We start from the raw sequence: 24,455 nt of genomic DNA, 5'->3' as shown, positions 1-24,455 counted from the left end.
GCAAGAAATTCAATGGCACTATATTAGGTGCGATGCGGTAAAAAAGAGGACAGGGTTTGGTTGACGTGTATGATGGCTGCCGCTCCGTGACAATGCGTTCGCTGGTGTCACGCCCGGCACTTCTCTCGATCCTGTGTGTATCGATGCTGAGCGCCTGCACCACCACGGGCACCCGCCCGGCGGGCGGCGGTCTGTTCGGCCGCTCTGCGCAGCCTTCGACGCCGTTCCTTGCCAATCTTGAGGGCGGCATTGTCGGGAGAAGCGGCGTGCAGCTCGACAGGGGTGACCAGACCAAGGCGCTGGAGGCCGAATATAAGGCGCTGGAAACGGCCCCCGTCGGCACGCCCGTGTCGTGGATCGGCGATGACGCCAAGGGGCAGGTGGTCGCCAATGCGCCCTATCAGGTCGGCAACCAGAATTGCCGGCAATATTCCCACACCCTGACGGTCGACGGACGCGAAACCAGGGCGCGCGGCGCAGCCTGCCGCAATGCCGATGGAAGCTGGTCGCCGCTGACTTAAAATAGTTTGACGTAAATCAAGGTCACGGGCCTTTTGCGATGACAAAAAGAGGCATGGCGGTGCAGCCGGGAGATGGCCTGCGGTGCGGCGTGATGTCTCAAATTCACGTCATCCCCGCGCTTCATGTTTCCATGTGCCGCGCATTCGAGTAATTGAGCCTTATGTTCTGGATTGTCGTTGCGATATTGACGGCGGCTGTCGCCATCGTCCTGATGTACCCGCTGATGCGGAAGACCGAGGCGTCGCAGACGCGCCGCGACGGAGAGGTCGCCGTTTATCGCGATCAGCTGGCCGAACTGGACCGCGAACGCGCCGCTGGCCTCATCGGCGACACCGAGGCGGATTATGCCCGCGCCGAAATCGGCCGCCGGCTTCTCGCCGCCGCCGAAGCGGAAGAGCAATCCGGCAAAGAAACCCGGCCGCGCCGGCACAATCTCGCCGCCAGCCTCATTACGGTTCTGCTGCCCGCGCTCGGTCTCTGTCTTTACATCTGGAACGGCAGTCCGGAAGTGCCGGACATGCCGCTCGAGGCACGTCTTGAAAAGCCCGGCAACGACATGAACCTGCTGGTCGTCCGGGCGGAACGGCATCTGGCGCAGAACCCGGAGGACGGCGCCGGCTGGGATATCCTCGCGCCGATCTATTTCAAGACATTACGGCTTGGCGATGCCGAGCTTGCCTATCGCAATGCGCTTCGTATTCTGGGACCGAGCCCGGAACGGCTGACGGGCCTTGGCGAAACGCTGGTGGCCGGCAATGACGGCATCGTCATCGAAGCCGCACGTGCTGCTTTTGCTGAGGCAGAAGAGCTGAAGCCCGGCAATCCGCGCGCCCGTTTCTATCTGGCGCTGTCGCTGGAGCAGGCCGGCAAGGCCGAGGAAGCACGCGCCGCCTTCACCGCGCTGGAGGCCGATGCACCGGCCGGTGCGCCCTGGCTGCCGCTGGTGCGCGAACATATCGCCCGGACCGGCGGCGCGGCGATCCCTGCCGCACCCGGCCCGACCGCTGAGGACATGGCGGCTGCGAAAGACATGACAGCGACCGACCGGCAGGCGATGATCGAGGGCATGGTGTCGAGCCTCGACGCCAAGCTGAAGGAAAACCCGGCCGATTTCGAAGGGTGGATGCGGCTTGTCCGTGCCTATTCCGTGCTGAAGAACGAAGCCAAGGCTGGAGAGGCGCTGCGGGCGGGGCTGAAGGCCTTCCCGCCGGAGGGCGAGCAGGGCAGGCAGCTTCTGACGCTGGCGAAAGAACTGGGCGTTTCCGCCGGACCGATCCGCATGAACGGGCAGCAGGATGCCGCGCCGCAGGGAGTGACGCAATGACCCGCAAACAGAAACGCCTGGCGATCATCGGCGGCGGCATGAGCTTCATCGTTGCAGCCGTGCTGCTGGTCATGTTTGCCTTCGGCCAGTCCATTGCCTATTTCTACATGCCGGCCGATCTGGAGAAAACGCCCGTCAACCCCGGCACCCGCATCCGTCTCGGCGGGCTGGTGGCGGAAGGCTCGATCAAGCGCGGCGAGGGCCGCACGGTGAGCTTCACGGTGACCGACGGTGAAGCGAACGTGCCGGTCAGCTATACCGGCATCCTGCCCGATCTTTTCCGCGAAGGGCAGGGCGTGGTTACCGAAGGCATGTTCGATGCCGCGACCCACGGCTTCGTTGCCGACAGCGTGCTGGCCAAGCACGACGAAAACTACATGCCGAAGGAAGTGGCCGACCGGCTGAAGGACAAGGGCCTGTGGCAGCACGCGGGGGAAGGCGAAGAACCGGCCGCCGCAACGCCAGCGGCCAGCGCAGCTTCTTCCGACAAGACCGGAGCGACCAGATGATCAACGAGATCGGCCATTATGTTCTGGTCCTGGCGCTCGGTGTGGGGCTGATCGTCTCGACGCTGCCGGTCATCGGCGCGCGCCGTAACGACCGGGCGCTGATGGATGTCGCCTCGCTCGGCTCGGTCCTGATGTTCCTGCTGGTCGCCTTCTCCTTCGCGGCGCTGACGCGAGCCTATGCCGTCTCGGATTTTTCCGTGCGCAATGTCTGGGAAAACTCCCATTCGCTGATGCCGATGATCTACAAGCTGACCGGCGTTTGGGGCAACCACGAAGGCTCCATGCTGCTGTGGCTGCTGATTCTGGTGTTTTTCAGCGCGCTCGTCGCCGCCTTCGGCCGCAACCTGCCGGAAACGCTCAAAGCCAATGTGCTTGCGGTGCAGGCATGGATTTCGGTCGCCTTCCTGCTGTTCATCCTGCTCACCTCCAACCCATTCCTGCGGCTGGAGCCGGTGCCGGCCGAGGGGCAGGACCTCAATCCCATTCTTCAGGATTTCGGCCTCGCCATTCATCCGCCGCTGCTCTATCTCGGTTATGTCGGCTTTTCCGTCTGCTTCTCCTTTGCCGTTGCGGCGCTGCTGGAAGGACGCATCGACGCCGCCTGGGCGCGGTGGGTGCGGCCATGGACACTCGCCGCATGGACCTTCCTGACCGCCGGCATCTCCATGGGCTCCTACTGGGCCTATTATGAACTCGGCTGGGGCGGCTGGTGGTTCTGGGATCCGGTGGAAAACGCTTCCTTCATGCCGTGGCTTGCCGGAACCGCGCTGCTGCATTCGGCGCTCGTCATGGAAAAGCGTGAGGCGCTGAAGATCTGGACTGTGCTTCTGGCGATCATGACCTTTTCGCTGTCGCTGCTCGGCACCTTCCTCGTCCGCTCCGGCGTGCTCACCTCGGTCCACGCTTTCGCTACTGATCCGAGCCGCGGCATCTTCATTCTCGGCATCCTGACCGTCTTCATCGGCGGCGCCTTCGCGCTCTTTGCCTGGCGCGCGCCGTCGCTCAAGGCCGGCGGCCTGTTTGCGCCGATTTCGCGCGAAGGGTCGCTCGTCCTCAACAACCTGATCCTGACGGTCTCGACCGCGACCGTGCTGATCGGCACGCTTTACCCGCTCATTCTGGAAACGCTGACGGGCGAAAAAATCTCAGTCGGTGCGCCTTTCTTCAATCTTACGTTCGGCCTCCTGATGATCCCGATCCTGATCGTCACGCCGTTTGGCCCGATGCTCGCCTGGAAGCGCGGCGATCTTCTCGGAGCCTTCCAGCGGCTTTATGTGGCGGCAGCGCTTGCGGCGCTTGCCGGGCTGACGCTCTGGTACATCGAAAATGGCGGTCCGGTGCTGGCCGCACTCGGCATCGCCGCCGGTTTCTGGCTGATCTTCGGCGCTTTCGCCGATCTCTGGTATCGCGCCAATTTCGGCAAGCTCGCCTTCGGTATAGCGTTCCGCCGCCTGAAGGGCCTGCCGCGTTCGGCCTTCGGCACGGCGCTGGCGCATATGGGGCTTGGCATCACCGTGCTCGGCATCGTCATCGTCACCACTTTCGAGACCGAGACGGTCCTGGAAATGAAAGAGGGCATGGCGGCGGAAGCGGGCGGTTACAGCCTGACCTTCGATGGCGTCCGTCACGCCGTCGGCCCGAATTTCACCGAGGATCGCGGCCATTTCACCGTGCGCAAGGCGGGGGTGGAGGTGGCCGATGTCTGGTCGTCCAAGCGGCTCTATACCGCGCGGCGCATGCCGACGACGGAAGCCGGCATCCTGACCTTCGGCCTTAGCCAGCTTTATGTCTCGCTGGGTGACCCCATGGCCGATGGCGGCATGGTGGTGCGCATCTGGTGGAAACCCTTCATCCTGTGCATCTGGGGCGGCACCCTGTTCATGATGGCCGGCGGTTTTATCTCGCTCTCGGACAGGCGTTTGCGGGTGGGTGCGCCGAACCGTAAGGCGAAGCCGGTGCGGGCTGCAATGCCGGAGGCGGCGGAATGAGTGCGGCCTTGTTCCGGGGAACAGGAATGAGGGAGAGAGTGGCAAGGCTCGCTCTTCTTCTCACCCTCATCTTCGCAGCAGCCTCTCCGGCCTTCGCGTTCAATCCGGACGAAGTGTTGAAAGACCCCGTGCTGGAGCAGCGCGCGCGCAACCTCACGTCTCAGCTCCGCTGCATGGTCTGCCAGAACCAGTCCATCGACGACAGCAATGCCGAGCTGGCGCGTGACCTGCGGGTTCTGGTGCGCGAACGGCTGGTCGAGGGCGACAGCGACAAGGCAGTCATCGATTATGTCGTGTCGCGTTACGGCGAGTTCGTGCTCCTGAAACCGCGCCTCAGCCTGCGTACCGTGCTTTTGTGGGGTGCGCCCATCGGTCTCACCCTTGCGGGAATTTTCGCCGTCTTCGTGTTTTCGCGCCGTCGCGCAAGTCAGGAACAGCCGCAGAAACTGAGCGCGGACGAAGAAGAACGAATTCGCAATCTCATTGAAAAATAACCGGTTTTCATTTTTCTCCCCGGTTCTTTTTCAACATTACGGATTTTTCATTCGTCAGACACTTCGCCGTAAGGTGTCGCCTCCTATATCTTCATCATCCACCGCTTCTCCCCCGGTCAAACGGGCTCCAGTCTGAATGAAGAAAGAAGAAAGAAGGTACACCATGTCTCATTCGCAAAACGGCCATTCCTCGCTGAAGACGGCCTCGCTGAAGACGGCCTCGCTGAAGACGGCTTTGAAGGCCACGACCGTTGGCGGCCTTGCGGCGCTGATGCTTTCCACCGGCATCGCCGCACCGATCCTCCATTCGTTTGCCGCTCCCGTCGAGGTGAATGCGCCGCAGGTTCCGAGCTTCGCCAATGTGGTCGATGCGGTGTCGCCCGCCGTCGTCTCCGTTCGCGTGCAGTCGAACGTGCAGCCCGCTTCCGATGACTCCAGCAATTTCTCCTTCAATTTCGGTGGCCGTGGCCTCGACCAGCTGCCGGACGACCATCCGCTGAAGCGCTTCTTCAAGGAATTCGGCGGCCCCAACCAGGATCGCTCCGACCGTGGCCCGAACCGCCACCGTGACGGCAAGGGTCCGCTGCGCCCCGTCGCTCAGGGCTCCGGCTTCTTCATTTCCGAAGACGGTTACATCGTCACCAACAACCACGTCGTCGATGACGGCTCCGCCTATACGATCGTGATGAATGACGGTACCGAACTCGACGCCAAGCTCGTCGGCCGCGATCCGCGCACCGATCTGGCGCTGCTGAAGGTCGATGTGAACCGCAAGTTCACCTATGTCCAGTTCGCCGATGACAGCAAGATCCGCGTCGGTGACTGGGTCGTCGCCGTCGGCAACCCCTTCGGTCTCGGCGGTACGGTGACATCCGGCATTATCTCGGCCCGCGGCCGCGATATCGGCTCCGGCCCCTATGACGACTACCTGCAGATCGACGCCGCCGTGAACCGCGGTAACTCGGGCGGTCCCGCCTTCAACCTCAACGGCGAAGTCGTCGGCATCAACACCGCCATCTTCTCGCCTTCCGGCGGCAATGTCGGCATCGCCTTCGCCATTCCGGCATCGGTCGCCAAGGACGTGATCGCCGACCTGCAGAAGGACGGCAAGGTCGAACGCGGCTGGCTCGGCGTGCAGATCCAGCCCGTCAGCAAGGATATCGCCGAATCGCTCGGCCTTTCCGAAGCCAGCGGCGCGCTCGTCGTTTCGCCGCAGGCCGGCTCGCCGGGCGACAAGGCCGGTATCAAGCAGGGCGACATCATCACCGCCGTCAATGGCGAGCCCGTCAAGGATGCTCGCGACCTGTCGCGCCGCATCGGCGGCATGGCGCCCAACACCAAGGTTGAAATCTCGCTGTGGCGCGGCGGCAAGTCGCAGCCTGTCACGGTGACGCTCGGCGATCTCGCCAGCGACGATGCTTCCAAGGCGACGCCTGCCCAGAACGACGACAAGGGCGGCCAGTCCTCCAGCGAGAAGGTGCTCTCCAGCCTCGGCCTGACGGTTGCGCCCGCCGATGACGGCAACGGCCTTGCCATCACCGATGTCGATCCCGACAGCGATGCCGCCGCCCGTGGCCTGAAGACGGGTGAGAAGATCACCTCGGTCAACAACCAGCAGGTCGCTTCCGCCGCCGATATCGAGAAGATCCTCGAACAGGCCAAGAAGGACGGACGCTCCAAGGCGCTGTTCCAGATCCAGACGGACGATGGCAGCCGCTTCATCGCTCTGGATATCGACCAGGGCTGATAGGCTGAAAGGCGATGCCGGTTCTTTCGGGAGCCGGCGTCGTATCCCGCTCTTGAGACGGGGCGGTTGAGTATGGCAGGGCGTTGCGGCCCGTTTCTTCTCCCCGCCGGGGAGAAGGTGGCCCGAAGGGTCGGATGAGGGGGGAACCTCTCGGTAAATCTCTGGCCTTGCCCCCTCATCCCGCTGCCGCGACCTTCTCCCCGGCGGGGAGAAGAAACAAGCGGTAACCACTCGCTCCATAGGCGGTCGCCCCGTCTAGAAGCCAGATAACGCCAGAGACCAGGTCTTCGGAGGAAACCTCATGGAAAACAAGGTTCAGGAAATGTCTGTCGCATCTGTTTCCGGTTGTGCGGAAAAGGGCGAGGGCGCTATTGTCCCGCACATGAAGATTCTTGTCATTGAAGACGACCTCGAGGCTGCGGCCTATATGACCAAGGCGTTCCGCGAAGCCGGGATCGTCGCCGACCATGCGAGCGACGGTGAGAGCGGCCTGTTCATGGGCTGCGAGAACGCTTACGACGTGATGGTGATCGACCGTATGTTGCCGCGCCGCGACGGGCTTTCCGTCATCAGCGAGCTGCGCCGCCGCGGCATCGAGACGCCTGTTCTGATCCTTTCCGCGCTGGGGCAGGTGGATGACCGTGTCACCGGCCTGCGCGCCGGCGGCGACGATTATCTGCCGAAACCCTATGCCTTTTCCGAACTGCTCGCCCGTATCGAGGTGCTGGGCCGCCGCAAGGGCAAGCCCGAGCAGGACATGATCTACCGGGTCGGCGATCTCGAACTCGACCGGCTGTCCCACGATGTTCGCCGCAACGGCAAGGAAATCCTGCTGCAGCCGCGCGAATTCCGGCTGCTCGAATATCTGATGAAGAATGCCGGTCAGGTCGTGACCCGCACCATGCTTCTCGAAAACGTCTGGGACTATCATTTCGACCCGCAGACCAATGTCATCGACGTGCATGTGTCCCGCCTGCGCTCGAAGATCGAGAAGGACTTCGAGAAGCCGCTGCTGAAGACCATTCGCGGCGCCGGTTACATGATGAAGGACGAGGGCTGATTGGCGAAAATGGCCCGCCTCAGAATAGTGTTCCGGTCGACAGCGGTGCGCCTTTCGGCGCTCTATATTCTGCTGTTTGCGCTCTGCGCCGCCTTCCTGGTCTTCTATGTCACCGCCCTTTCCGAACGGCTGCTGAACCAGCAGACGCGCGATGCCGTGCTTCAGGAAGTCTCGGATGTGCAGCGCATCTATAATCGCGGCGGCATCAACCCGCTGCTGCGGATGATGGAACGCCGCGCCCGTCAGCCGGGGGCGAGCCTTTACGTCATCGCCGGGCCGAATGGCGAAATCCTTGCCGGCAACGTCGCTTCGGTGCAGCCGGGCGTTTTCGACAAGGAAGGCTGGACCGGTTTTCCTTTCCGTTACGAGCGTTACTCCGAAAGCGGCGACAGCGTGCAGCATCTGGCCACCGCCAATGTCTTCATGCTGGACAATGGCCTGCGCATCCTGATCGGCCGCGACCTCGGCGAACCCACCAAGTTTCGGGCACTGGTGCGCAACGCGCTGATGGTGGCGCTCGCCATCATGGGTGGCGGCGCGCTGCTCATCTGGTTCGGCATCGGCCGCAACGCGCTGAAACGCATCGACCGCATGTCGGCCGCGACCAAAAAGATCATGGCGGGCGACCTTTCGCAGCGCCTGCCGCAGGGCCGCTCCGGCGATGAATTCGACCGCCTGTCCGGCTCGCTCAATGCCATGCTCGGCCGCATCGAAAAGCTGAATGAAGGCCTGCGGCAGGTCTCCGACAATATCGCCCATGATCTCAAGACGCCGCTGACGCGGCTGCGCAACAAGGCGGCCGCAGCGCTTGACGACAATGACGAGACGAAACGGCGCGCAGCGCTTGAAGGCATCATCGCCGAATCCGACCAGCTTATCCGCACCTTCAACGCGCTGCTGATGATTTCCCGCGTCGAGGCAGGCTCAATTGCAGCAGAAATGACCGATGTGGACGTCTCGGCGATTGCCGCCGACAGCGCCGAACTCTACGAGCCGGTAGCCGAGGATGCGGGGCTTGTGCTGGAGGCCGAAATAGAGGCGGACCTGTCGGTAAAGGGCAACCGCGAGCTGATCGGCCAGGCGCTCTCCAACCTTATCGACAACGCCATGAAATATGCCTGCGAGGGCGAAGGCGACAAAAAGCTCGTTGTGCGTCTGGCAAGGGAGCCGGAGGCCATCGTGCTCTCCGTCGCCGATCACGGCCCCGGCATTCCCGCCGACAAACGCGGCGAGGTGCTGAAACGCTTCGTCAGGCTGGATGAAAGCCGTTCGAAACCCGGAACCGGGCTCGGCCTGTCGCTGGTGGAGGCCGTGATGGAGCTGCATGGCGGATCGCTGATGCTATCGGACACGGATGCCGCGAATGCCGCGTGCCCGGGGCTGACCGTTTCGATGGTGTTTCCCGTCTCGAAGGCTTAGGCATCGCGGCTGACGATGCCGTTCACCGGGATTTGTGCGCAAAGTCTTCGCCATCCGGAAAATGACTGTTTTTCAACATTGTATTGCAAGATGATCTGAAGAATAGTCCGATTGATTGACTGCAATGGCTCTGTTCGGAAATCGCGTGCGATGGACGAAAGGATGTGTGACGGGTGGCAGCTACGGTTCCCTTGACCGACGACGGGCACGGCCCCATCATTCTGTTCGATGCGGAATGTGTGCTGTGCTCCGTGAATGCGCAATTCGTGCTGCGGCATGACAGGGCCGGATATTTCCGCCTGGCATCCATGCAGGGCGATATCGGCGCGGAAATTTACCGACGTTGCGGCATGGACCCGAAAGATCCGGTCAGCATGCTGGTCGTGGAGGGCGGCAGGGTGCGGCAGGACAGCGATGCTGTGCTGAGCATATATGAAGCGCTGGGCCTACCCTGGCGGCTGATCACCATATTACGCATCGTTCCCGCATTCCTGCGCGATCCCGTTTATCGCTTTGTCGCCCGCAATCGCTACCGCTGGTTCGGAAAACGCGAAGAATGCTGGGTGGCGCCGCCGGAGTACCGGGAGAGAATCCTTTGACCATGGCAATGGCCACCCGTTCAGGCAATCCGGGCATCGGTTCAGAGGCGTCGGCAGGACAATGAAAATATTGATCCTCGGCGGTTATGGCGTGTTCGGCGGCCGGCTGGCGGAACTGCTTGCCGATATGTCCAGCCTTGAAATTCTCGTCTGCGGCCGCAGCCTCGCACGGGCGGAGGCCTTTTGCGCAGCCTGGCGCGGACAGGCGCAATTGCGCCCGCTGATGCTCGATCGCCGCGATATCGCAGACGCCCTGCGTATCCACAAGCCCGATCTTGTCGTCGATGCGTCCGGGCCGTTCCAGACCTATGGCAGCGCATGTTACGGCGTGATAACGGCATGCATCGACGCCGGGATAGACTATCTCGATTTCGCAGATGCCGCCGATTTCGTTTTCGGCGTCAGCCAATTCGACGAGCGGGCAAAAGCCGCCGGTGTTTTCGTCCTGTCAGGCGTCAGCAGTTTCCCCGTCCTGACGGCCGCCGTCCTGCGCGAAATGGAAAGGACCATGGACATTCTCACCGTCGAGGGCGGAATAGCGCCGTCTCCCTATGCCGGGATCGGCCTCAACGTCATGCGGGCGGTGGTGGGTTATGCCGGCGCGCCGGTCAAGCTCTGGCGGCATGGCAGGCCGGCGCATGGCGTCGGCCTTGCGGAAAGCAGGCGCTTCACCGTTGCCGTGCCCGGCAGGCTGCCGTTGCGCAATATTCACTTTTCGCTGGTCGATGTGCCGGATTTACAGGTGATTCCACCGGAACACCCGTCGATGACCGATATATGGATGGGGGCCGGTCCCGTGCCGGAGTTTCTGCACCGTATGTTGAACCTTCTGGCGAAAGCGCGGGCGCGGTTCGGCCTTCCCTCATTCGCGCCGCTATCGCCGCTGTTTCATGCCGTGCTGAACCGGATGCGCTTTGGCGAACATCGCGGCGGTATGTTCGTCCGCGCGCAGGGGCGTGCAGCGGGCAGGCCGATGGAGATGAGCTGGCATTTGCTGGCCGAAGGCGATGACGGCCCCTACATCCCCTCCATGGCGATCGAGGCTATTGTCCGCAAGATGCTGAGCGGCGAGCGCCCGCTGCCCGGCGCACGCGCCGGCACGGATGCGCTGAACCTTGCCGATTACGACCGGCTTTTCCGCAGCAAGACGATCTACACGGGGTTCCGCCGCGAGGAACCCGACGTCTCGCTGTTCTGCCAGCTTCTCGGCCCGGCCTTCGATGACTTGCCGCCGCGTCTGCGGGAACTGCACGACAGCAAGGATGTTCGGCAATGGAGCGGGGTCGCGGAGATACGCCGCGGACAGGGCATGCTGGCCCGCATGACTTCCGCGCTCGTCGGCTTTCCGCAGGCGGGAAAGCAGGTTCCCGTCAGCGTCACCTTCACGCCGGAAAAGGGCAAGGAGCGCTGGACGCGGAATTTCGGCGGGCGCCGCTTCTCGTCCACACAGTCGGCCGGCATGGGCAAGGATCAATATCTGCTGGCGGAGCGTTTCGGCATCGTTACCGTCGCTCTGGCGCTGGTGCTCGATGGTGGCCGGCTGGCTCTCATCCCCCGGCGATGGCATGTTCTGGGCATACCGCTGCCCGGCTTTCTTCTGCCGAAGGGCGAGAGTTTCGAGTCCGAGGAAAACGGCCGGTTCTGCTTCGATGTGGAAATTTCTTTGCCCTTCGTCGGTCTCGTCGTCGCTTATAAGGGCACGCTGGAACCGGCCGCCCGTTCTGCGAAACATCGCGGCCCCTGTGAAGCGCCTTGCGGCGCTTCACAGGGTGAGGAGGCGTGAGGGCAGGGATGCCTTTCCTCATTGGGGACGTGCCGGAGCGCGCATCCGCGGCCGCGCGGTTCTCCTGCTCGCGGTTCAGAACGTGTAAGCGACGCCCACCATCGCAAACGGCTGAATATCCTTCTTCGACAGGGGGCTGTCCTTGGCATCGCCCAGCAGGAAGCCGACGCCGCCCGCACCGGTGATCGACCAGTTCTCGGTGAGGAGGTAAGTGACGGAGGCGCTGGCGTCGATGCGCTTGAAGCCCGATTTCGCGTCGAAGCGGCGCAGGCCCGAGCGGGCGGACTGGGCCGAGGTGACGCCGAAATAGGATTTCATGTGCTTGTCGTCCGCCCAGGTGGCGGAGAGGTCGGCGCCAAGGATGAACTGGTCCACCTTGTGCGAGACGCTGGCGCCGATGGTCGCGGTCAGGCCTTCGCTGCCGTCGATGGTCTTGTCCACCTTGGCGTAGATTTCGAAGGGGTCGACGCCATAGGCGATAACGCCGCCGACCACGCCGGCCGCCTTGATATCGCCCATTCCGCGCACGTTTTTCCTGTCGTCCTTTTCCTTGCGCCCGGCCTCCCAGCCGCCCTTCACACCCAGCCTGAAGCCGTTGTGGTTCAGCAGGTTGACGGTGACGCCGCTGAAATCGATGCTCAGCGTATCTCCATATTCGATGGAAACCAGCGGCACGGCGCCTGCTTCCAGCTTGTCCGAACCCTCATATTTCGGGGCGTAGGCGGCACCGACACCGAGCGTGATCTTCCAGTCGCTGGAACTGCTGTAGCGGGCATTGTCGAAATTGCCCTGCGGATCGGCCACCCGGTCCGATTTGCCGATGTCGGCGGCAAAAGCGGGGGTGCAGACGGCCTGCGCCATGGGCAGCGCCGTCAGGCAAAGGGCCATCGCGCGCAGGTTCTTTTGCAATTTCACTGTAAAAATCTGTTTCATGATCATATCCGTTGCAACACCGAGCGTTGGAAAACCGGGGAGTCGGGTTTCGTTGAGGCTGACGCTACGCGGGCACAATTGCGGAGACATTACGGGGTAGGGCGCTTTGGAAAACATCGCCATCGGCGGTTTTATGATCGCAAAGCGGCCTGCATTTGTTACAACGCCACATGCATGCGCCGGGAGGCTTCCAAGAGGTGCGGCGGCAGGGACGTTTCGAGTGCGGCGCATCCGGTCCTGAAAGTCGCATGTCAGGGAGCGGCGAGAGGATAGTCGGAAGAGGGAGAGACACAGTGACGAAACGGGAAACCGCTGAAAGGCGGCTGAGCGAGGTTCTGCCGGGCGTGATCCGCCCCTATACGCAGACGGAACTGAAATCCGTTCTTTCGACGCTGAAGGATATCGGCAAAAGCGAGCCGGCGGTGGCCGCGCTGCTTGCCGGGGAAAGTGCACTCAAAGAGTTTATCGCCGCGGCTTTCACGCTGTCCCCCTATCTGCGTGACATGGCGTCGGCGGATGAGGGGCTTTTGTCGCTGGCGATGTCGAAACCGCTCGAGCCGCTGCTGGCGGGTCTCGTCCATGAGGCGCGCGATTGCTGGAAGCCGGGCGAAGAAGGCGGGGTGCCGAGCGAAAACGAGGTGATGTCGCGGCTGAGGGTAGCCAAGCGGCGGCTCTCTTTCATCGCAGCACTTGCCGATCTGGCGCGCATCTTCACCGCCCGCGATACGACACGCTGGCTGAGCGACATGGCGGATGCATCGCTTTCCGCCGCCATCGATCACCTGCTGCTCGCCGCCCATGAGAGCGGCAAGCTGAAACTGAAGAATGTCGCAGCTCCGAGCGACGGGTCGGGTCTCATCGTGCTAGGCATGGGCAAGCTCGGCGCGCGCGAACTGAACTATTCTTCCGATATCGACGCCGTGGTGTTCTTCGAACCCTCAGCCGGCATCATGGACGATCCCTATGATGCGACGGAGAATTTCGGCCGGATGATGCGCCGCCTCGTCCGCATCATGCAGGAGCGCACGGCCGATGGTTACGTCTTCCGCACCGATCTTAGGCTGCGGCCAGACCCCGGCTCGACGCCGCTCGCCATCCCCGTGGAGGCAGCGCTGCTTTATTATGAGGGCAGGGGCCAGAACTGGGAACGCGCCGCCTATATCAAGGCGCGGCCGGTAGCCGGCGATATCAAGGCGGGTGAGAATTTCCTGCGCGAGTTGACGCCCTTCATCTTCCGCAAATATCTCGATTATGCGGCGATTGCCGATATTCATTCCATCAAGCGGCAGATCCACGCCCATAAGGGCCATGGCGCGATTGCGGTGAAGGGCCACAATGTCAAGCTCGGGCGCGGCGGCATCCGCGAGATCGAGTTCTTCGCGCAGACCCAGCAGCTTATCGCCGGCGGCCGCATGCCGGCGCTCAGGGTGCGCGCAACGCAGGAGGCGCTTGCGGCGCTAACCGAGGCGAAATGGATCGACGCCGAGACGCGCGACAGCCTGACGGAGGCCTATTGGTTCCTGCGTGAGGTGGAGCACCGCATCCAGATGGTGCGCGACGAGCAGACCCATGTGCTACCCGACACCGAAGCCGAACTGAAGCGCATCGCCTTCATGCTCGGTTTCGAGGACACCAAGGCCTTTTCGGAAAAGCTGGAACAGGTGCTGCGGCTGGTGGAGCGGCGTTATTCGGCGCTGTTCGAGCAGGAGGTGAAACTGTCTGGCGAGGCCGGCAATCTGGTCTTCACCGGCCAGAAGGACGATCCCGATACGTTAAAGACGCTCTCCGCCCTCGGTTTCGAGCGGCCGGAGGATATTTCCCGCGTCATCCGCACCTGGCACAATGGCCGTTACCGGGCAACGCAATCCGTCGAGGCGCGCGAGCGGCTGACGGAGCTGACGCCGGACCTGCTGCGCGCCTTCGGTGAAAGCAAACGGGCCGATGAGGCGCTGCTGCGTTTCGACAATTTCCTCTCCGGTTTGCCGGCCGGCATCCAGCTCTTTTCGCTGCTCGGCAACAACCCGGCGCTGCTCGACCTGCTGGTGACGATCATGTCGTCCGCACCGCGCCTTGCCGAAATCATCGCCGCCCGTCCGCATGTGTTCGACGGCATGCTGGACCCGGCATTGATGAGCGACGTGCCGACGCGCGACTATCTCGCCCACCGCATGGGAAGCTTTCTCTCCAATCCCCGCCACTACGAGGATATTCTCGACCGGCTGCGCATTTTCGCCGCCGAACAGCGGTTCCTCATCGGCGTGCGGCTGCTGACCGGCGCAATCCGCGGCGAGGTGGCCGCCCGCGCCTTCACTCACCTTGCCGATCTGGTGATCGAGGCCGCGCTCAATGCCGTTCTGGCGGAGATGGAAGCGGCGCATGGGCTCTATCCCGGTGGGCGCGTGGCTGTCATGGGCATGGGCAAGCTTGGCTCCTTCGAGTTGACGGCCGGTTCGGATGTCGATCTTATCCTGCTTTACGATTATGACGATGCCGCGCATGAATCGACCGGCGCAAAGCCGCTCGATGTCGTGCGTTACTTCACCCGCGTCACGCAAAGGCTGATTGCGGCGCTTTCCGCACCGACGGCGGAGGGCGTGCTTTACGAGGTGGACATGCGGCTACGCCCCTCCGGCAACAAGGGCCCGGTGGCGACCCGCATTTCCGCCTTCGAGAAATACCAGCGCGAGGAAGCCTGGACCTGGGAGCACATGGCGCTGTCGCGCGCCCGCCTGATCTGCGGCGATGCCTCACTGATGGAGGATGCGCGCCGCATCATCGCTTCCATCCTGTCGCAGAAGCGCGATGTGGCCAAGGTCTCTACCGATGTGCTGGAGATGCGCAGCCTGATCGAGCAGGAAAAGCCGCCGGAAAACAACTGGGATTTCAAGCTCATCAATGGCGGGCTGATCGACCTCGAATTCATCGCCCAATATCTGGCGCTGGTGGGGCCGGTGAAGGGGCTTGTCGCGCACGAACCGGGGCGCAACACGGCCGAGGCGCTGCAGGCGCTCGCCGCCCCTGTCATGGAGCCGCAGGCTTTCGATGACTGCATGGCGGCGATGGCGCTCTACACCGAAATCTCACAGATCGTGCGGCTGTGCATCGATGGCGCCTTCAACCCGAAGGAGGCGCCGGCGGGCCTCACCGATCTCGTTTGCCGGGCGGGGGACTGCCCTGACATTCCCACACTGGAGGGAGAGGTGAAGCGGCTGGCGAAGGCGGTGCGGAAGGCGTTTGTGGGGACGGTGAAGAATGGTGGGTGATGTGGGTGGGTGAGGCTTCACCCCCCTCTGCCCTGCCGGGCATCTCCCCCTCAAGGGGGGAGATCGATATGCGGCACTCTTCAGCCCATCTCTAACGTTGCGAATGAGCGAGCGTTAGCTCCCAGCTGATCTCCCCCCTTGAGGGGGAGATGCCCGGCAGGGCAGAGGGGGGTAATCGCGCACTCGACCTGTACATATTGCAGGAAACTCAGCGCGCCCGACGCCACCTCAATGCACCGTCCCGCAGCACCCCGCCGCATGCGGAATGATGATTGTCACCACCGTGCCACGGCCCTCACAGGAGCGGATTTTCATCGTGCCGCCATGCAGCTTGACGAGCGAGCGGGAAATCGCAAGCCCGAGGCCGGAGCCGCCCTGGCTCTTGGCATATTGGCTCTGCACCTGTTCGAAGGGCTGGCCGATCTTGTTGAGCGCCTGGGCGGGAATGCCGATGCCGGTGTCTGCGATGGTGAGGATCATCGCGGCCTGATGCACATGGGTGCGCAGCGCGATGCGGCCGCCGTCGCCGGTGAATTTCACGGCGTTGGAGAGCAGGTTGAGCATGATCTGCTTCATGGCGCGACGGTCGCCCTGCATGGTCAGCCCAGCGCAGACCTTCTGCTGCACGGTGATGTTCTTCTGCTCGGCCTGAATGGCGGTCAGCCGCAGGGTTTCCTCGATCAGCGGCGCGAGATCGATTGTCTCGCGGTTGATGCGCATATGGCCCGCCTCGATCTTCGACATGTCGAGAATATCGTTGATGACGTTGAGCAGGTGTTTGCCGCTATCGTGAATATCGCGGGCATATTCGGAATATTTCGGCGAACCGACCGGTCCGAACATTTCGTTTTGCAGGATGTCGGAAAAGCCGAGAATGGCGTTGAGCGGCGTGCGCAGCTCATGGCTCATATTGGCGAGGAATTCGGATTTCGCCCGGTTGGCGGCCTGGGCGCGCTCTTTTTCGGCGAGGTAATTGGCGTTGGCGTCGGAAAGCTCGGTCTTCTGCCGCTCCAGCTTGTGCTGCGAGGCGGAAAGATCGCCGATGGTGGCCATCAGCCGGCGCTCGGAATCGCGCAGTCGTTCCTGATGGCGCTTCAGAAGGGTAATATCGGTGCCGACCGAGACGAGACCGCCATCGCGGGTGCGGCGTTCGTTGATCTGCAGCCAGCGGTCATCGGCAAGCTGCACTTCGGTGGTGCGCGACAGGCCGGACTGGTCCGGATCGGCAACGCGACGTTCAACGACGGGGCGGGCGGCTGCGGCATAGACGGTGCTTTTTTCCGTGCCGGCCACCAGCACGCTGTCCGGCAGGCCATAGGCCTTCTGGTAATGGGTGTTGCACATCACCAGACGGTCGTTCTTGTCCCATAGCACGAAGGCTTCCGAGGTGGACTCGATGGCGTCGGCAAGGCGCTGGTCGGCCTCGGCGTAGCGTTGCGCAAGGCGGTGTTGTTCGGTCACATCCATGGCGATGCCGATGACGCGCGGGCCGTTATTGGTGCGGATGACCTGGGCGCGGGCGCGCAGCCAGACATAATGGCCCTTGGCATGGCGCATGCGGAAGATCTGGTCGATCTGGCGCAGATTGCCGCAGCCGACGGCGCGGGCAAGCTCATAGAGATTGCCGTCTTCGGAATGCATCATGCGGGCGGCGTCGGAGAAGGAAAGCGGCGCTGCTTTGGGCGGCAGCCCGAGAATTTCGTAGAGCGAACCCGACCAGAACATGCGTCGGGTGGAAAGATCGAAATCCCACAAGCCGCAGCGGCCGCGAGACAGCGCGGTTTCGACCCGCAGGTTGGATTCGGCGAAGATGTCGTCGGCGTCGCGGGCGCGCTTCACCTGCATGTAATAGGCATAGAGCACGACCAGCAGGATCGAGGAGATGCCGGCAAACAGCGTCACGTTCATGGCGATTTCGCTGCGCCAGAAGGAACGGATCGGCTGTAGCGAGCGGGCCGCGATCACCATCGCGCCGTCGTCGCCGAAGGGGATCATCGTCGCATAGTGCTGCTGGCCGTCAATATTGGTCTCGATGGTGCCGGGCGCACCGGGGAAACGCTGCACGATGGCTATTTCAGGAAGCAAAGCCGGCAGCGACGTGCCGATATAAAGCATCGCTTCCTTGCCGGCGCCCGCGAAAATGCGGCCATTGCTGCCCGAAAGAAGCACCATGGTGCCGTCGGCAAGGCTGCCGGATGGCAGCGCCGCGACCAGATTGGCTTCGGCGCGGGCACGGTCCTGCGCGGTGAAAACGGTATCGTTGTTGAGAAGGGCCGCCTTGGCCGTCAGCGCCGTCAGCGCCGTGGAATGGCGGGCGGCCTCTTCCATGCGGCTATATTCGGCAACGATGCCCAGCATGCGCGAGGCCGCGACGACGACGAGAAAGGCGAGGATGAGAATGGGAATGAGACGTTTCAGCAGGGTCTCGACCTGCGGCATCGGGCGGTCGGAGCCATTCATCAAACCCATCAGGTCGCTGGAAAGCCTTTCGCCCCAGGCCGCAAGATCAGAAAATTTGGCATACGGCCGCTCATCGCCCGCAGTCGCCCGCCGCACGTTCGTCATTGTCCCGCCTTCAAGATGTCCCCAGTGATTCGAAGCGCCGCCGCTCGAATATGACTAGTGAATCAAATGCGATTCGCCGTGTCCAGAGGCAAAAGTTAAAAGAATTTTAACCCCTTGAACCGACTCCGTATTTTTTCGGGACGGTCTGTTTCCGCTTTGGTGAAGGCGGGAATTATGAACGAAATCAGTGAGCCGGCAATCTGATCCGGTCTTTGCGGAGCGCCGCTGGAACAGGCGTCAGGCTCCGTCGAAGGCGTCGAGAGCCGGGCCAAGCGCGCTGATCACGCCATTGCCGGCCGCCGGAAGACCGGTCAGCACCGCACTGATGATATCGTCGCGGCTTGCGCCCCGCACCTTGGCTTCCATCACGTGAAAGGCGAGGCCGCTTTCCAGACGCAGGGCGGCAAGAATGCCGATATATATCAGGCTCTGTGTTTTCGCATCGAGCGTGGACGCCGCCCCGAGACCCTGCACGGCCTGAAACCATGCCGCCTTGTGGGCCGGAGCATCGGTCATGAAGCGCTGAAACGAAGCGCTGGTCCTGGACATATCCGTCATCTGAAATTCCTTTCCGGTCTTCAGCCGTTCCCGGCCTCTCGCGCACCATCATGCCGCGCAACGCAATACGCCGCCTTGATGGCGATCAAGACGGCGTATCGGCATTGCTCGGAGTTTTGGCGGGGCGGTCAGCCCTTCAGGATGCGCCCGACGATGTCGCTCACATCCGTCGACAGGCCCTTGGCGTCGGCGATCGTCGAAAGCGCCGCCTTGGCGTGCTCGGCACGGCTTGCCTCCAGCGACCGCCAGGAGCGCATGGAAGTGAGAATGCGGGCGGCAAGCTGCGGATTGCGCTTGTCGATGGCGATGATCTGCTCGGCCAGGAACCGGTAAGCGGCGCCATCGGCACGGTGGAAGCCGGTAGGGTTGGCGAAGGCAAGCGTGCCGACGAGCGAGCGGACCCGGTTCGGATTGGTGGCGATGAAATGTTTCGATTTCATCAGTGCCTTGATCCGGTCGAGCGCGCCGTCGCCCGGAATGGCTGCCTGCAGCGAGAACCACTTGTCGAGCACCAGCGCATTGTCGGCAAAGCGCTTTTCGAAGGCGGCAAGCGCTTCTTTTGTCTCCGTACTTTCCGGGAAACGCTGGGTCAGCACGCTAAGCGCATGGGCGAGATCGGTCATGTTGGTGGCCTCAGTAAAGGCCTTTGCCGCGCTGGCCGGCGTTTCCTCGGCAAAGGCGAGGAAGGTCAGCGCGCCGTTGCGCAGCGAACGGCGTCCCGCACTTGCCGCATCCGGGCTGTAGGCCTCGCCATCAGCCGTGCTTTCGGCAAGCCGCCGCAGCGTTTCGAGCCCGGCTGTCGCAATGGCCTTGATGGTGGCGTTGCGCGCCTTGTGGATGGCGTCCGGGTCATTGTCGCCGCCCATTTCACGGGCGATATCCGTTTCACTCGGCAAGGCGAGAGCCTGCGCCCGGAAGGCGGGCTCAAGTGCGTCGTTGCCAATGATTTCGATAAGCGTTGCGGTCAGCTCCGCATCCGTTTGAACGTCATTGCCATTCTGCACGGCCCTGGTGGCGGCAATCAGCGCCGGCAGGGCAAGATCGGTCAGCGCCTGAAAGCGCGCGAACATATCCGTCTCATGCCGGGCGATCTGTACCAGATCGGCCGCATTCTGCTCGAAATCCAGATTGATCGGCGCCGAGAAGCTCCGGTTGATCGACAGCACCGGCCGCGAGGAAATGCCGGAGAAAGAGAAGGTCTGGTTGCGTTCGGCCAGATGCAGCACGCCGTCGCGATATTCGCCGCCTTCGACGGCCTGCGGTTCGGCGATCTGGCCATTGTCGAGGATCAGCGCCAGCGACAGCGGAATGTGACGCGGCTGTTTTACCGGCTGGCCGGGCGTCGGCGCGGTCGTCTGTTCCAGAGTGAGCTTGAATGTGGACTTGCCCGCATCATAAGCCGAGGAGACGGAAACGAGCGGCGTGCCCGCTTCGGTGTACCACAGCGAAAACTGCGAAAGGTCACGGCCGCTGGCATCCGCAAAGCTCCTGACGAAATCCTCGACGGTGGCGGCTTCGCCGTCATGGCGCTCGAAATAGAGGTCCATGCCCTTCTTGAAGTCGTCCGCGCCGAGGATCGTGGCGATCATGCGGGTGACTTCGGCGCCCTTTTCATAGACGGTCGTCGTGTAGAAATTGTTGATTTCACGATAGGTATCGGGGCGCGGCGGATGCGCCAGCGGGCCGGAATCCTCGGGAAACTGCTCCGATTTCAGATGGCGCACATCGGCGATGCGCTTGACCGGCCGAGAGCGCATGTCGGCGGAAAATTCCTGATCGCGATAGACCGTCAGGCCTTCCTTCAGGCAGAGCTGGAACCAGTCGCGGCAGGTGATGCGGTTGCCGGTCCAGTTGTGGAAATATTCGTGCGCAATGATGCGCTCGATATTGGCGTAATCCGCATCGGAGGCGGTTTCCGGGTCTGCCAGCACGAATTTGTCGTTGAAGACGTTGAGACCCTTGTTCTCCATGGCGCCCATGTTGAAATCGGATACGGCGACGATCATGAAGATATCGAGGTCGTATTCGCGGCCGAAGCGCTCTTCGTCCCATTTCATCGAACGCTTCAGCGCGTCCATGGCATAGGCCGCGCGCGGCTCCTTGCCATGCTCGACGTAAATCTTCAGCGCCACATCGCGGCCGGACATGGTGGTGAAGGTATCTTCCACCACGCCGAGATCGCCGGCGACGAGTGCGAAAAGATAGCTGGGCTTCGGATGCGGATCGAACCATGCCGCAAAGTGACGGCCTTCATCGTAATTGCCGCCGCCGAGAAAATTGCCGTTCGAGAGCAGCAGCGGATTGCCGTCCTTTGCCGCGATGATCGTCACCGTATAGGGCGCCAGAACATCGGGACGGTCGGGGAAATAGGTGATGCGGCGGAAACCTTCCGCCTCGCATTGGGTGCAATAGACGCCATTGGTGCGGTAAAGCCCCATCAGCTGCGTATTGACCTGCGGATTGATGTAATTGGTGACGCAGATTTCGAAGGGCGCCTCCGCCGGCAGGTCGCGGATGGTCAGGCTCTCCGGCGTCGCCTCATATTGACCGGCGGGAAGTTCCACCTGGTCGAGCAGCAGGCTGGAAAGCTTCAGCTCGTCGCCATCCAGAACCAGCGGCGCCTGCCGCTCGGCGCCTTCGCGCCGGTGAAAGATCAGACGGGCTTCGACCTTGGTATTCTTGGGGTCGAGTTCGAAGGTGAGATCCACCCGCTCCAGAACGAAATCGGTGGGGCGGTAATCTGCCAGGTGAACGATCTGGCCCGTGTCTGTTCGCATGACTGTCCCTGAATAACTTTGCGTGGTCTTCCCGGCATCATGTCGTCATAAGGCCCGGATGTAAAATGGGTAGAATATTCGTCACGTTCATGTGCGCGTCGGAGGACGTTCTGTCCCGCCATGGAAGGCTTTGCCGGCCATGCAGACAATCCTCCCGCCGCCGGACCTGTGGACCATGGCAGCAAATGTTGAACGATTGCTGAAATTATATTTTATTTTCTTCAAATTTTAGCGCGCGTCGCTTTTGGTTTGCATCATTTCCGCAGCCGCGAAAACAATCCCTCCCCAAATCAGCCGAATTCACGGGTAAATCACATTTTTTGTTGTAAAGCGCCGGAGGAATGCTCTAGCCTTGCATAAATCCAATTCCCCTGCGTCGTCCTCCCCGCATGAAAAATCTCCCGATGGCGTGTTTGCGCAGCCGATATGAGTAGTTGCCAATGAACGCCGAACCGATGAATCCCTTTCGCGGGATTAGCCTGAAGCTGATTTCGGTCGGCTTTTTTCTTGTCATGCAGACCTGTATCAAGGCCGCAGGCGATGTACCGGCCGGCCAGATCACCTTCTTCCGCTCCGCTTTCGCCATTCTCCCGATTGTCGTCTATCTGGCGTGGCTGCATGCGCTGACCAGCGCGTTGCACACCAATAATCTTTTCGGCCATTTCAAGCGCGGGTTTCTGGGCATCCTGTCCATGGCCTGCGGCTTTTACGGGCTGACCATGCTGCCGCTGCCGGAATTCATCGCCATCGGTTACGCCTCGCCGCTTCTCGCGGTCGTTTTTGCCGCCGTCATCCTGCATGAAAAGGTGCGCATCTATCGCTGGAGCGCGGTCTTTGTCGGCATGACGGGCGTGCTGGTGATTCTCTGGCCGAAGATGACGCTTCTGAGGGAAGGCGGTTTTGCCGCGGGTGAGGGGCTGGGGGCCATTGCCGTATTGTGCGGTGCGGCGCTCGGCGGTCTGGCGATGATCCAGGTGCGGCAACTGGTGGAGACTGAAAAGACGCCGACCATCGTGCTTTATTTTTCGCTCACCGCCACCCTGCTGTCGCTCGTCAGCGTGCCTTTCGGCTGGAGTGCGTTGAGCATGACGCAGGCCATGCTGCTGATCACGAGCGGCATCTGCGGTGGGGTCGCGCAAATCTTCCTGACGGAGAGTTACCGGCACGCCGAAGTCTCCGTCATCGCGCCCTTCGAATACAGCTCCATCATCTTCGGCATCGCGGTCTCCTACATTCTGTTCGGAGATATTCCCACGGTGACGATGCTGATCGGCACGGCGATCGTTATCCTCGCCGGCATCTTCATCATCTTTCGCGAGCATCAGCTGGGCCTGGCAAGACGGGCGGCCCGCAAGGCCTCGACGCCGCAGGGGTGAGGGATGTTATTGCCGGTGTTTCATGGCAACCGCTTCCGTCATCCCGGCCTTGAGCCGGGATCCAGCCGACGCGCGTCCGCGCGGCGAAAAGAGTTCTTTCAGCCCAAGGACTTGGGCTGGCTGGATGCCGGATCAGGTCCGGCATGACGGAGACTTATGATCGTAAAAACCGCAAAAGCAAAAGGCGCCTTCCCGAAGAAAGACGCCAGCGCGCAATCATATCTGTGGACCAGCGCTAGACTGGCCTCATTGCTTCTCAGCGCTCGCGGAAATCCGCGAAGACTGCCGAGGGACGCGTCACGCGAACCTGCTGCATGGCAGCGCGTGCGGTCATCTGTTCGTTTGCGGCTGCGCCGAAACGATGGTAGCCCTGACTGGAGCGAGGGCCGAGGCCCGCCAGGCGGAGCGTTTCAAAGCCGGAATGGACCGGACGGAAGCGAGTGGTCATTGCCTTGGTTCCTTAAACCTATTCCTCCCAAGACATGGGGCTATATCGCAGCGCAGCATGGATTCCGCAAGCTGAGCAAATGCGCCGCTGTTATGCGCATTGTGCATGGCTTTTTTCATAATTCATTTACATTGAGCAAGAATAAGGCAGTCAGCCTTCGGCAATCTTTGCCTGAAAAGCCAATAAATCCTGCCATGCCAATGACTTGCTGGCAGGCGCATTCAAAAGTTCCTGCGGATGCAGGCTGGCCAAAGCCGGCAAAATCAGATGTCCGGCTGCGACATCACGCCACTGTCCGCGCAGCGTATGGATGGTGCCGGTGCCGCCAAAGAAGAAACGTGCGGTAAAGTTGCCGAGAAGCAACAGGTGTTTCGGCTCCGCAAGGGCGATCTGACGCTCGATGAAGGGGCGGCAGATATCCATTTCGGCCTGAGTCGGCGGGCGGTTGCCCGGCGGCCGCCAGGGCACGACATTGCCGAGCATGATGGTACTGCGCTCAAGCCCGATGGCCGCCAGCATTCGGTCGAGCAACAGCCCGGCCTTGCCGGCGAAGGGCAGGCCCTCGCGGTCGTCATCGGCATCCGGCATCGGGCCGATGACCATGATGGCGGAGGCGGGGTCGCCTTCGGTAAAGATCGTATTGCGCGCGCTGTTCTTGAGGTTGCAGCCACTGAAACCGTCGAGCGCGGTTTTCAGCTCGGCAAGCGACCGCGCGCTTTCGGCCGCAAAACGCGCCGCCGCCACCGCCTGCTCGTCCGGCATGGCGACATTCTGCTGAATGGCGGGGGCAGCCGGTGCGCCGCGCGCGGGGGCGCTGCGCGTCGCCGCCTGCCGCTGAGGCGCATCGGCACGGCGGTCCGCCGGCCTTTCCATCTGGCGTGAAGCTGCTGCGGCCTCCTGCGCAGGCGCGGATCGGGCCGGGCGGGCAGCGGCAAATTCGGCGAAACGATCGACCGGCTGGTCTTCCAGCAGCCAGTCCACGCCCGCATCCGCATGGAAATGCAGGAGGGCGGCGAGTTCGGCCGGGGAGAGGTCGTGAGCGGCGATCATGGGCGGAAATTAACCCATGTTCCCTGCCCGGGAAACCCGC

Annotated in this window: 18 protein-coding genes; 12 read left to right on the top strand and 6 right to left on the bottom strand. The window is 62.2% G+C overall.

Features of this window, described 5'->3' with window-relative positions:
• Window positions 1-92 precede the first annotated feature (92 nt).
• The 10 genes from BTE54_RS24380 (at window position 93) to BTE54_RS24335 (ending at window position 11,445) form a co-directional block, all read left to right on the top strand.
• The gene (locus BTE54_RS24380; protein ID WP_078054311.1) at window positions 93-521 is read left to right on the top strand and encodes a hypothetical protein; all 429 of its coding nucleotides are present in this window, start codon (window positions 93-95) and stop codon (window positions 519-521) included.
• A gap of 161 nt (window positions 522-682) precedes the next feature.
• Entirely contained in the window at window positions 683-1,846 is a 1,164-nt protein-coding gene (ccmI, locus tag BTE54_RS24375) for a c-type cytochrome biogenesis protein CcmI (protein ID WP_198939224.1), read from the top strand.
• Window positions 1,843-2,355: a cytochrome c maturation protein CcmE gene (ccmE, locus tag BTE54_RS24370; RefSeq protein WP_078054252.1), complete on the top strand. Its 513-nt coding sequence runs from the start codon at window positions 1,843-1,845 to the stop codon at window positions 2,353-2,355. The genes ccmI and ccmE overlap by 4 nt, the downstream gene beginning before the upstream one ends.
• Complete coding sequence (locus BTE54_RS24365) at window positions 2,352-4,343, top strand: heme lyase CcmF/NrfE family subunit (RefSeq protein ID WP_020808641.1); 1,992 nt, start codon at window positions 2,352-2,354, stop codon at window positions 4,341-4,343. The genes ccmE and BTE54_RS24365 overlap by 4 nt, the downstream gene beginning before the upstream one ends.
• Window positions 4,344-4,369: 26 nt before the next feature.
• Window positions 4,370-4,837: a cytochrome c-type biogenesis protein CcmH gene (locus tag BTE54_RS24360; RefSeq protein ID WP_078054251.1), complete on the top strand. Its 468-nt coding sequence runs from the start codon at window positions 4,370-4,372 to the stop codon at window positions 4,835-4,837.
• Window positions 4,838-5,000: 163 nt separating this feature from the next.
• Entirely contained in the window at window positions 5,001-6,584 is a 1,584-nt protein-coding gene (locus BTE54_RS24355) for a Do family serine endopeptidase (protein ID WP_078054250.1), read from the top strand.
• Window positions 6,585-6,885: 301 nt separating this feature from the next.
• Window positions 6,886-7,644 carry a response regulator transcription factor gene (locus BTE54_RS24350; protein ID WP_031233368.1) on the top strand — a complete coding sequence of 253 codons (759 nt, stop codon included), beginning with the start codon at window positions 6,886-6,888 and terminating at the stop codon, window positions 7,642-7,644.
• 9 nt (window positions 7,645-7,653) lie between these two features.
• The gene (locus BTE54_RS24345) at window positions 7,654-9,063 is read left to right on the top strand and encodes an ATP-binding protein (RefSeq protein WP_078054310.1); all 1,410 of its coding nucleotides are present in this window, start codon (window positions 7,654-7,656) and stop codon (window positions 9,061-9,063) included.
• 173 nt (window positions 9,064-9,236) lie between these two features.
• Window positions 9,237-9,662 carry a thiol-disulfide oxidoreductase DCC family protein gene (locus BTE54_RS24340; RefSeq protein ID WP_078054249.1) on the top strand — a complete coding sequence of 142 codons (426 nt, stop codon included), beginning with the start codon at window positions 9,237-9,239 and terminating at the stop codon, window positions 9,660-9,662.
• A 61-nt stretch (window positions 9,663-9,723) separates the two neighbouring features.
• Window positions 9,724-11,445: an SDR family oxidoreductase gene (locus BTE54_RS24335; protein WP_078054248.1), complete on the top strand. Its 1,722-nt coding sequence runs from the start codon at window positions 9,724-9,726 to the stop codon at window positions 11,443-11,445.
• A 75-nt stretch (window positions 11,446-11,520) separates the two neighbouring features.
• Here BTE54_RS24335 and BTE54_RS24330 read toward each other — a convergent pair whose 3' ends face one another.
• Window positions 11,521-12,384, bottom strand: coding sequence for a MipA/OmpV family protein (locus BTE54_RS24330; protein WP_198939223.1), 864 nt, complete (start codon window positions 12,382-12,384; stop codon window positions 11,521-11,523).
• A gap of 287 nt (window positions 12,385-12,671) precedes the next feature.
• Here BTE54_RS24330 and BTE54_RS24325 point away from each other — a divergent pair, with 287 nt between their 5' ends.
• Window positions 12,672-15,641, top strand: a complete 2,970-nt coding sequence (locus BTE54_RS24325) for a bifunctional [glutamine synthetase] adenylyltransferase/[glutamine synthetase]-adenylyl-L-tyrosine phosphorylase (RefSeq protein ID WP_078054247.1) — start codon at window positions 12,672-12,674, stop codon at window positions 15,639-15,641.
• A gap of 228 nt (window positions 15,642-15,869) precedes the next feature.
• Here the strand turns inward: BTE54_RS24325 and BTE54_RS24320 are convergent, their stop codons facing one another.
• The 3 genes from BTE54_RS24320 to pepN all read right to left on the bottom strand — a co-directional run bounded on the left by BTE54_RS24320 (window position 15,870) and on the right by pepN (window position 21,541).
• The gene (locus tag BTE54_RS24320; RefSeq protein WP_078054246.1) at window positions 15,870-18,206 is read right to left on the bottom strand and encodes a PAS domain-containing sensor histidine kinase; all 2,337 of its coding nucleotides are present in this window, start codon (window positions 18,204-18,206) and stop codon (window positions 15,870-15,872) included.
• Window positions 18,207-18,443: 237 nt separating this feature from the next.
• Window positions 18,444-18,764 (bottom strand): carboxymuconolactone decarboxylase family protein, encoded by a 321-nt coding sequence (locus BTE54_RS24315; protein WP_065654163.1) that lies wholly within the window; start codon window positions 18,762-18,764, stop codon window positions 18,444-18,446.
• A gap of 128 nt (window positions 18,765-18,892) precedes the next feature.
• Window positions 18,893-21,541, bottom strand: coding sequence for an aminopeptidase N (pepN, locus tag BTE54_RS24310; RefSeq protein ID WP_078054245.1), 2,649 nt, complete (start codon window positions 21,539-21,541; stop codon window positions 18,893-18,895).
• Window positions 21,542-21,981: 440 nt separating this feature from the next.
• Between pepN and BTE54_RS24305 the strand changes: the two genes are divergently transcribed.
• Window positions 21,982-22,917, top strand: coding sequence for a DMT family transporter (locus tag BTE54_RS24305; RefSeq protein ID WP_059753763.1), 936 nt, complete (start codon window positions 21,982-21,984; stop codon window positions 22,915-22,917).
• 256 nt (window positions 22,918-23,173) lie between these two features.
• Here the strand turns inward: BTE54_RS24305 and BTE54_RS24300 are convergent, their stop codons facing one another.
• The gene (locus BTE54_RS24300) at window positions 23,174-23,365 is read right to left on the bottom strand and encodes a hypothetical protein (protein WP_003509784.1); all 192 of its coding nucleotides are present in this window, start codon (window positions 23,363-23,365) and stop codon (window positions 23,174-23,176) included.
• 150 nt (window positions 23,366-23,515) lie between these two features.
• Complete coding sequence (locus BTE54_RS24290) at window positions 23,516-24,415, bottom strand: uracil-DNA glycosylase (RefSeq protein WP_078054244.1); 900 nt, start codon at window positions 24,413-24,415, stop codon at window positions 23,516-23,518.
• Between the last annotated feature and the right edge of the window lie 40 nt (window positions 24,416-24,455).

This window comes from Agrobacterium sp. YIC 4121 (genome assembly GCF_002008205.1).
Lineage (GTDB): Bacteria > Pseudomonadota > Alphaproteobacteria > Rhizobiales > Rhizobiaceae > Agrobacterium > Agrobacterium leguminum.
Note: the sequence above shows the minus strand (reverse complement) of the source record. Positions and strands in the feature narration are given on the sequence as shown.

Excerpts from the sequence above, each read along its gene's own strand:
- BTE54_RS24380 (WP_078054311.1), top strand. The coding sequence starts at position 93 with ATGCGTTCGCTGGTGTCACGCCCGGCACTTCTCTCGATCCTGTGTGTA.
- ccmI (WP_198939224.1), top strand. The coding sequence starts at position 683 with ATGTTCTGGATTGTCGTTGCGATATTGACGGCGGCTGTCGCCATCGTC.
- ccmE (WP_078054252.1), top strand. The coding sequence starts at position 1,843 with ATGACCCGCAAACAGAAACGCCTGGCGATCATCGGCGGCGGCATGAGC.
- BTE54_RS24365 (WP_020808641.1), top strand. The coding sequence starts at position 2,352 with ATGATCAACGAGATCGGCCATTATGTTCTGGTCCTGGCGCTCGGTGTG.
- BTE54_RS24360 (WP_078054251.1), top strand. The coding sequence starts at position 4,370 with ATGAGGGAGAGAGTGGCAAGGCTCGCTCTTCTTCTCACCCTCATCTTC.
- BTE54_RS24355 (WP_078054250.1), top strand. The coding sequence starts at position 5,001 with ATGTCTCATTCGCAAAACGGCCATTCCTCGCTGAAGACGGCCTCGCTG.
- BTE54_RS24350 (WP_031233368.1), top strand. The coding sequence starts at position 6,886 with ATGGAAAACAAGGTTCAGGAAATGTCTGTCGCATCTGTTTCCGGTTGT.
- BTE54_RS24345 (WP_078054310.1), top strand. The coding sequence starts at position 7,654 with ATGGCCCGCCTCAGAATAGTGTTCCGGTCGACAGCGGTGCGCCTTTCG.
- BTE54_RS24335 (WP_078054248.1), top strand. The coding sequence starts at position 9,724 with ATGAAAATATTGATCCTCGGCGGTTATGGCGTGTTCGGCGGCCGGCTG.
- BTE54_RS24330 (WP_198939223.1), bottom strand. The coding sequence starts at position 12,384 with ATGATCATGAAACAGATTTTTACAGTGAAATTGCAAAAGAACCTGCGC.
- BTE54_RS24320 (WP_078054246.1), bottom strand. The coding sequence starts at position 18,206 with ATGACGAACGTGCGGCGGGCGACTGCGGGCGATGAGCGGCCGTATGCC.
- BTE54_RS24315 (WP_065654163.1), bottom strand. The coding sequence starts at position 18,764 with ATGACGGATATGTCCAGGACCAGCGCTTCGTTTCAGCGCTTCATGACC.
- pepN (WP_078054245.1), bottom strand. The coding sequence starts at position 21,541 with ATGCGAACAGACACGGGCCAGATCGTTCACCTGGCAGATTACCGCCCC.
- BTE54_RS24305 (WP_059753763.1), top strand. The coding sequence starts at position 21,982 with ATGAACGCCGAACCGATGAATCCCTTTCGCGGGATTAGCCTGAAGCTG.
- BTE54_RS24300 (WP_003509784.1), bottom strand. The coding sequence starts at position 23,365 with ATGACCACTCGCTTCCGTCCGGTCCATTCCGGCTTTGAAACGCTCCGC.
- BTE54_RS24290 (WP_078054244.1), bottom strand. The coding sequence starts at position 24,415 with ATGATCGCCGCTCACGACCTCTCCCCGGCCGAACTCGCCGCCCTCCTG.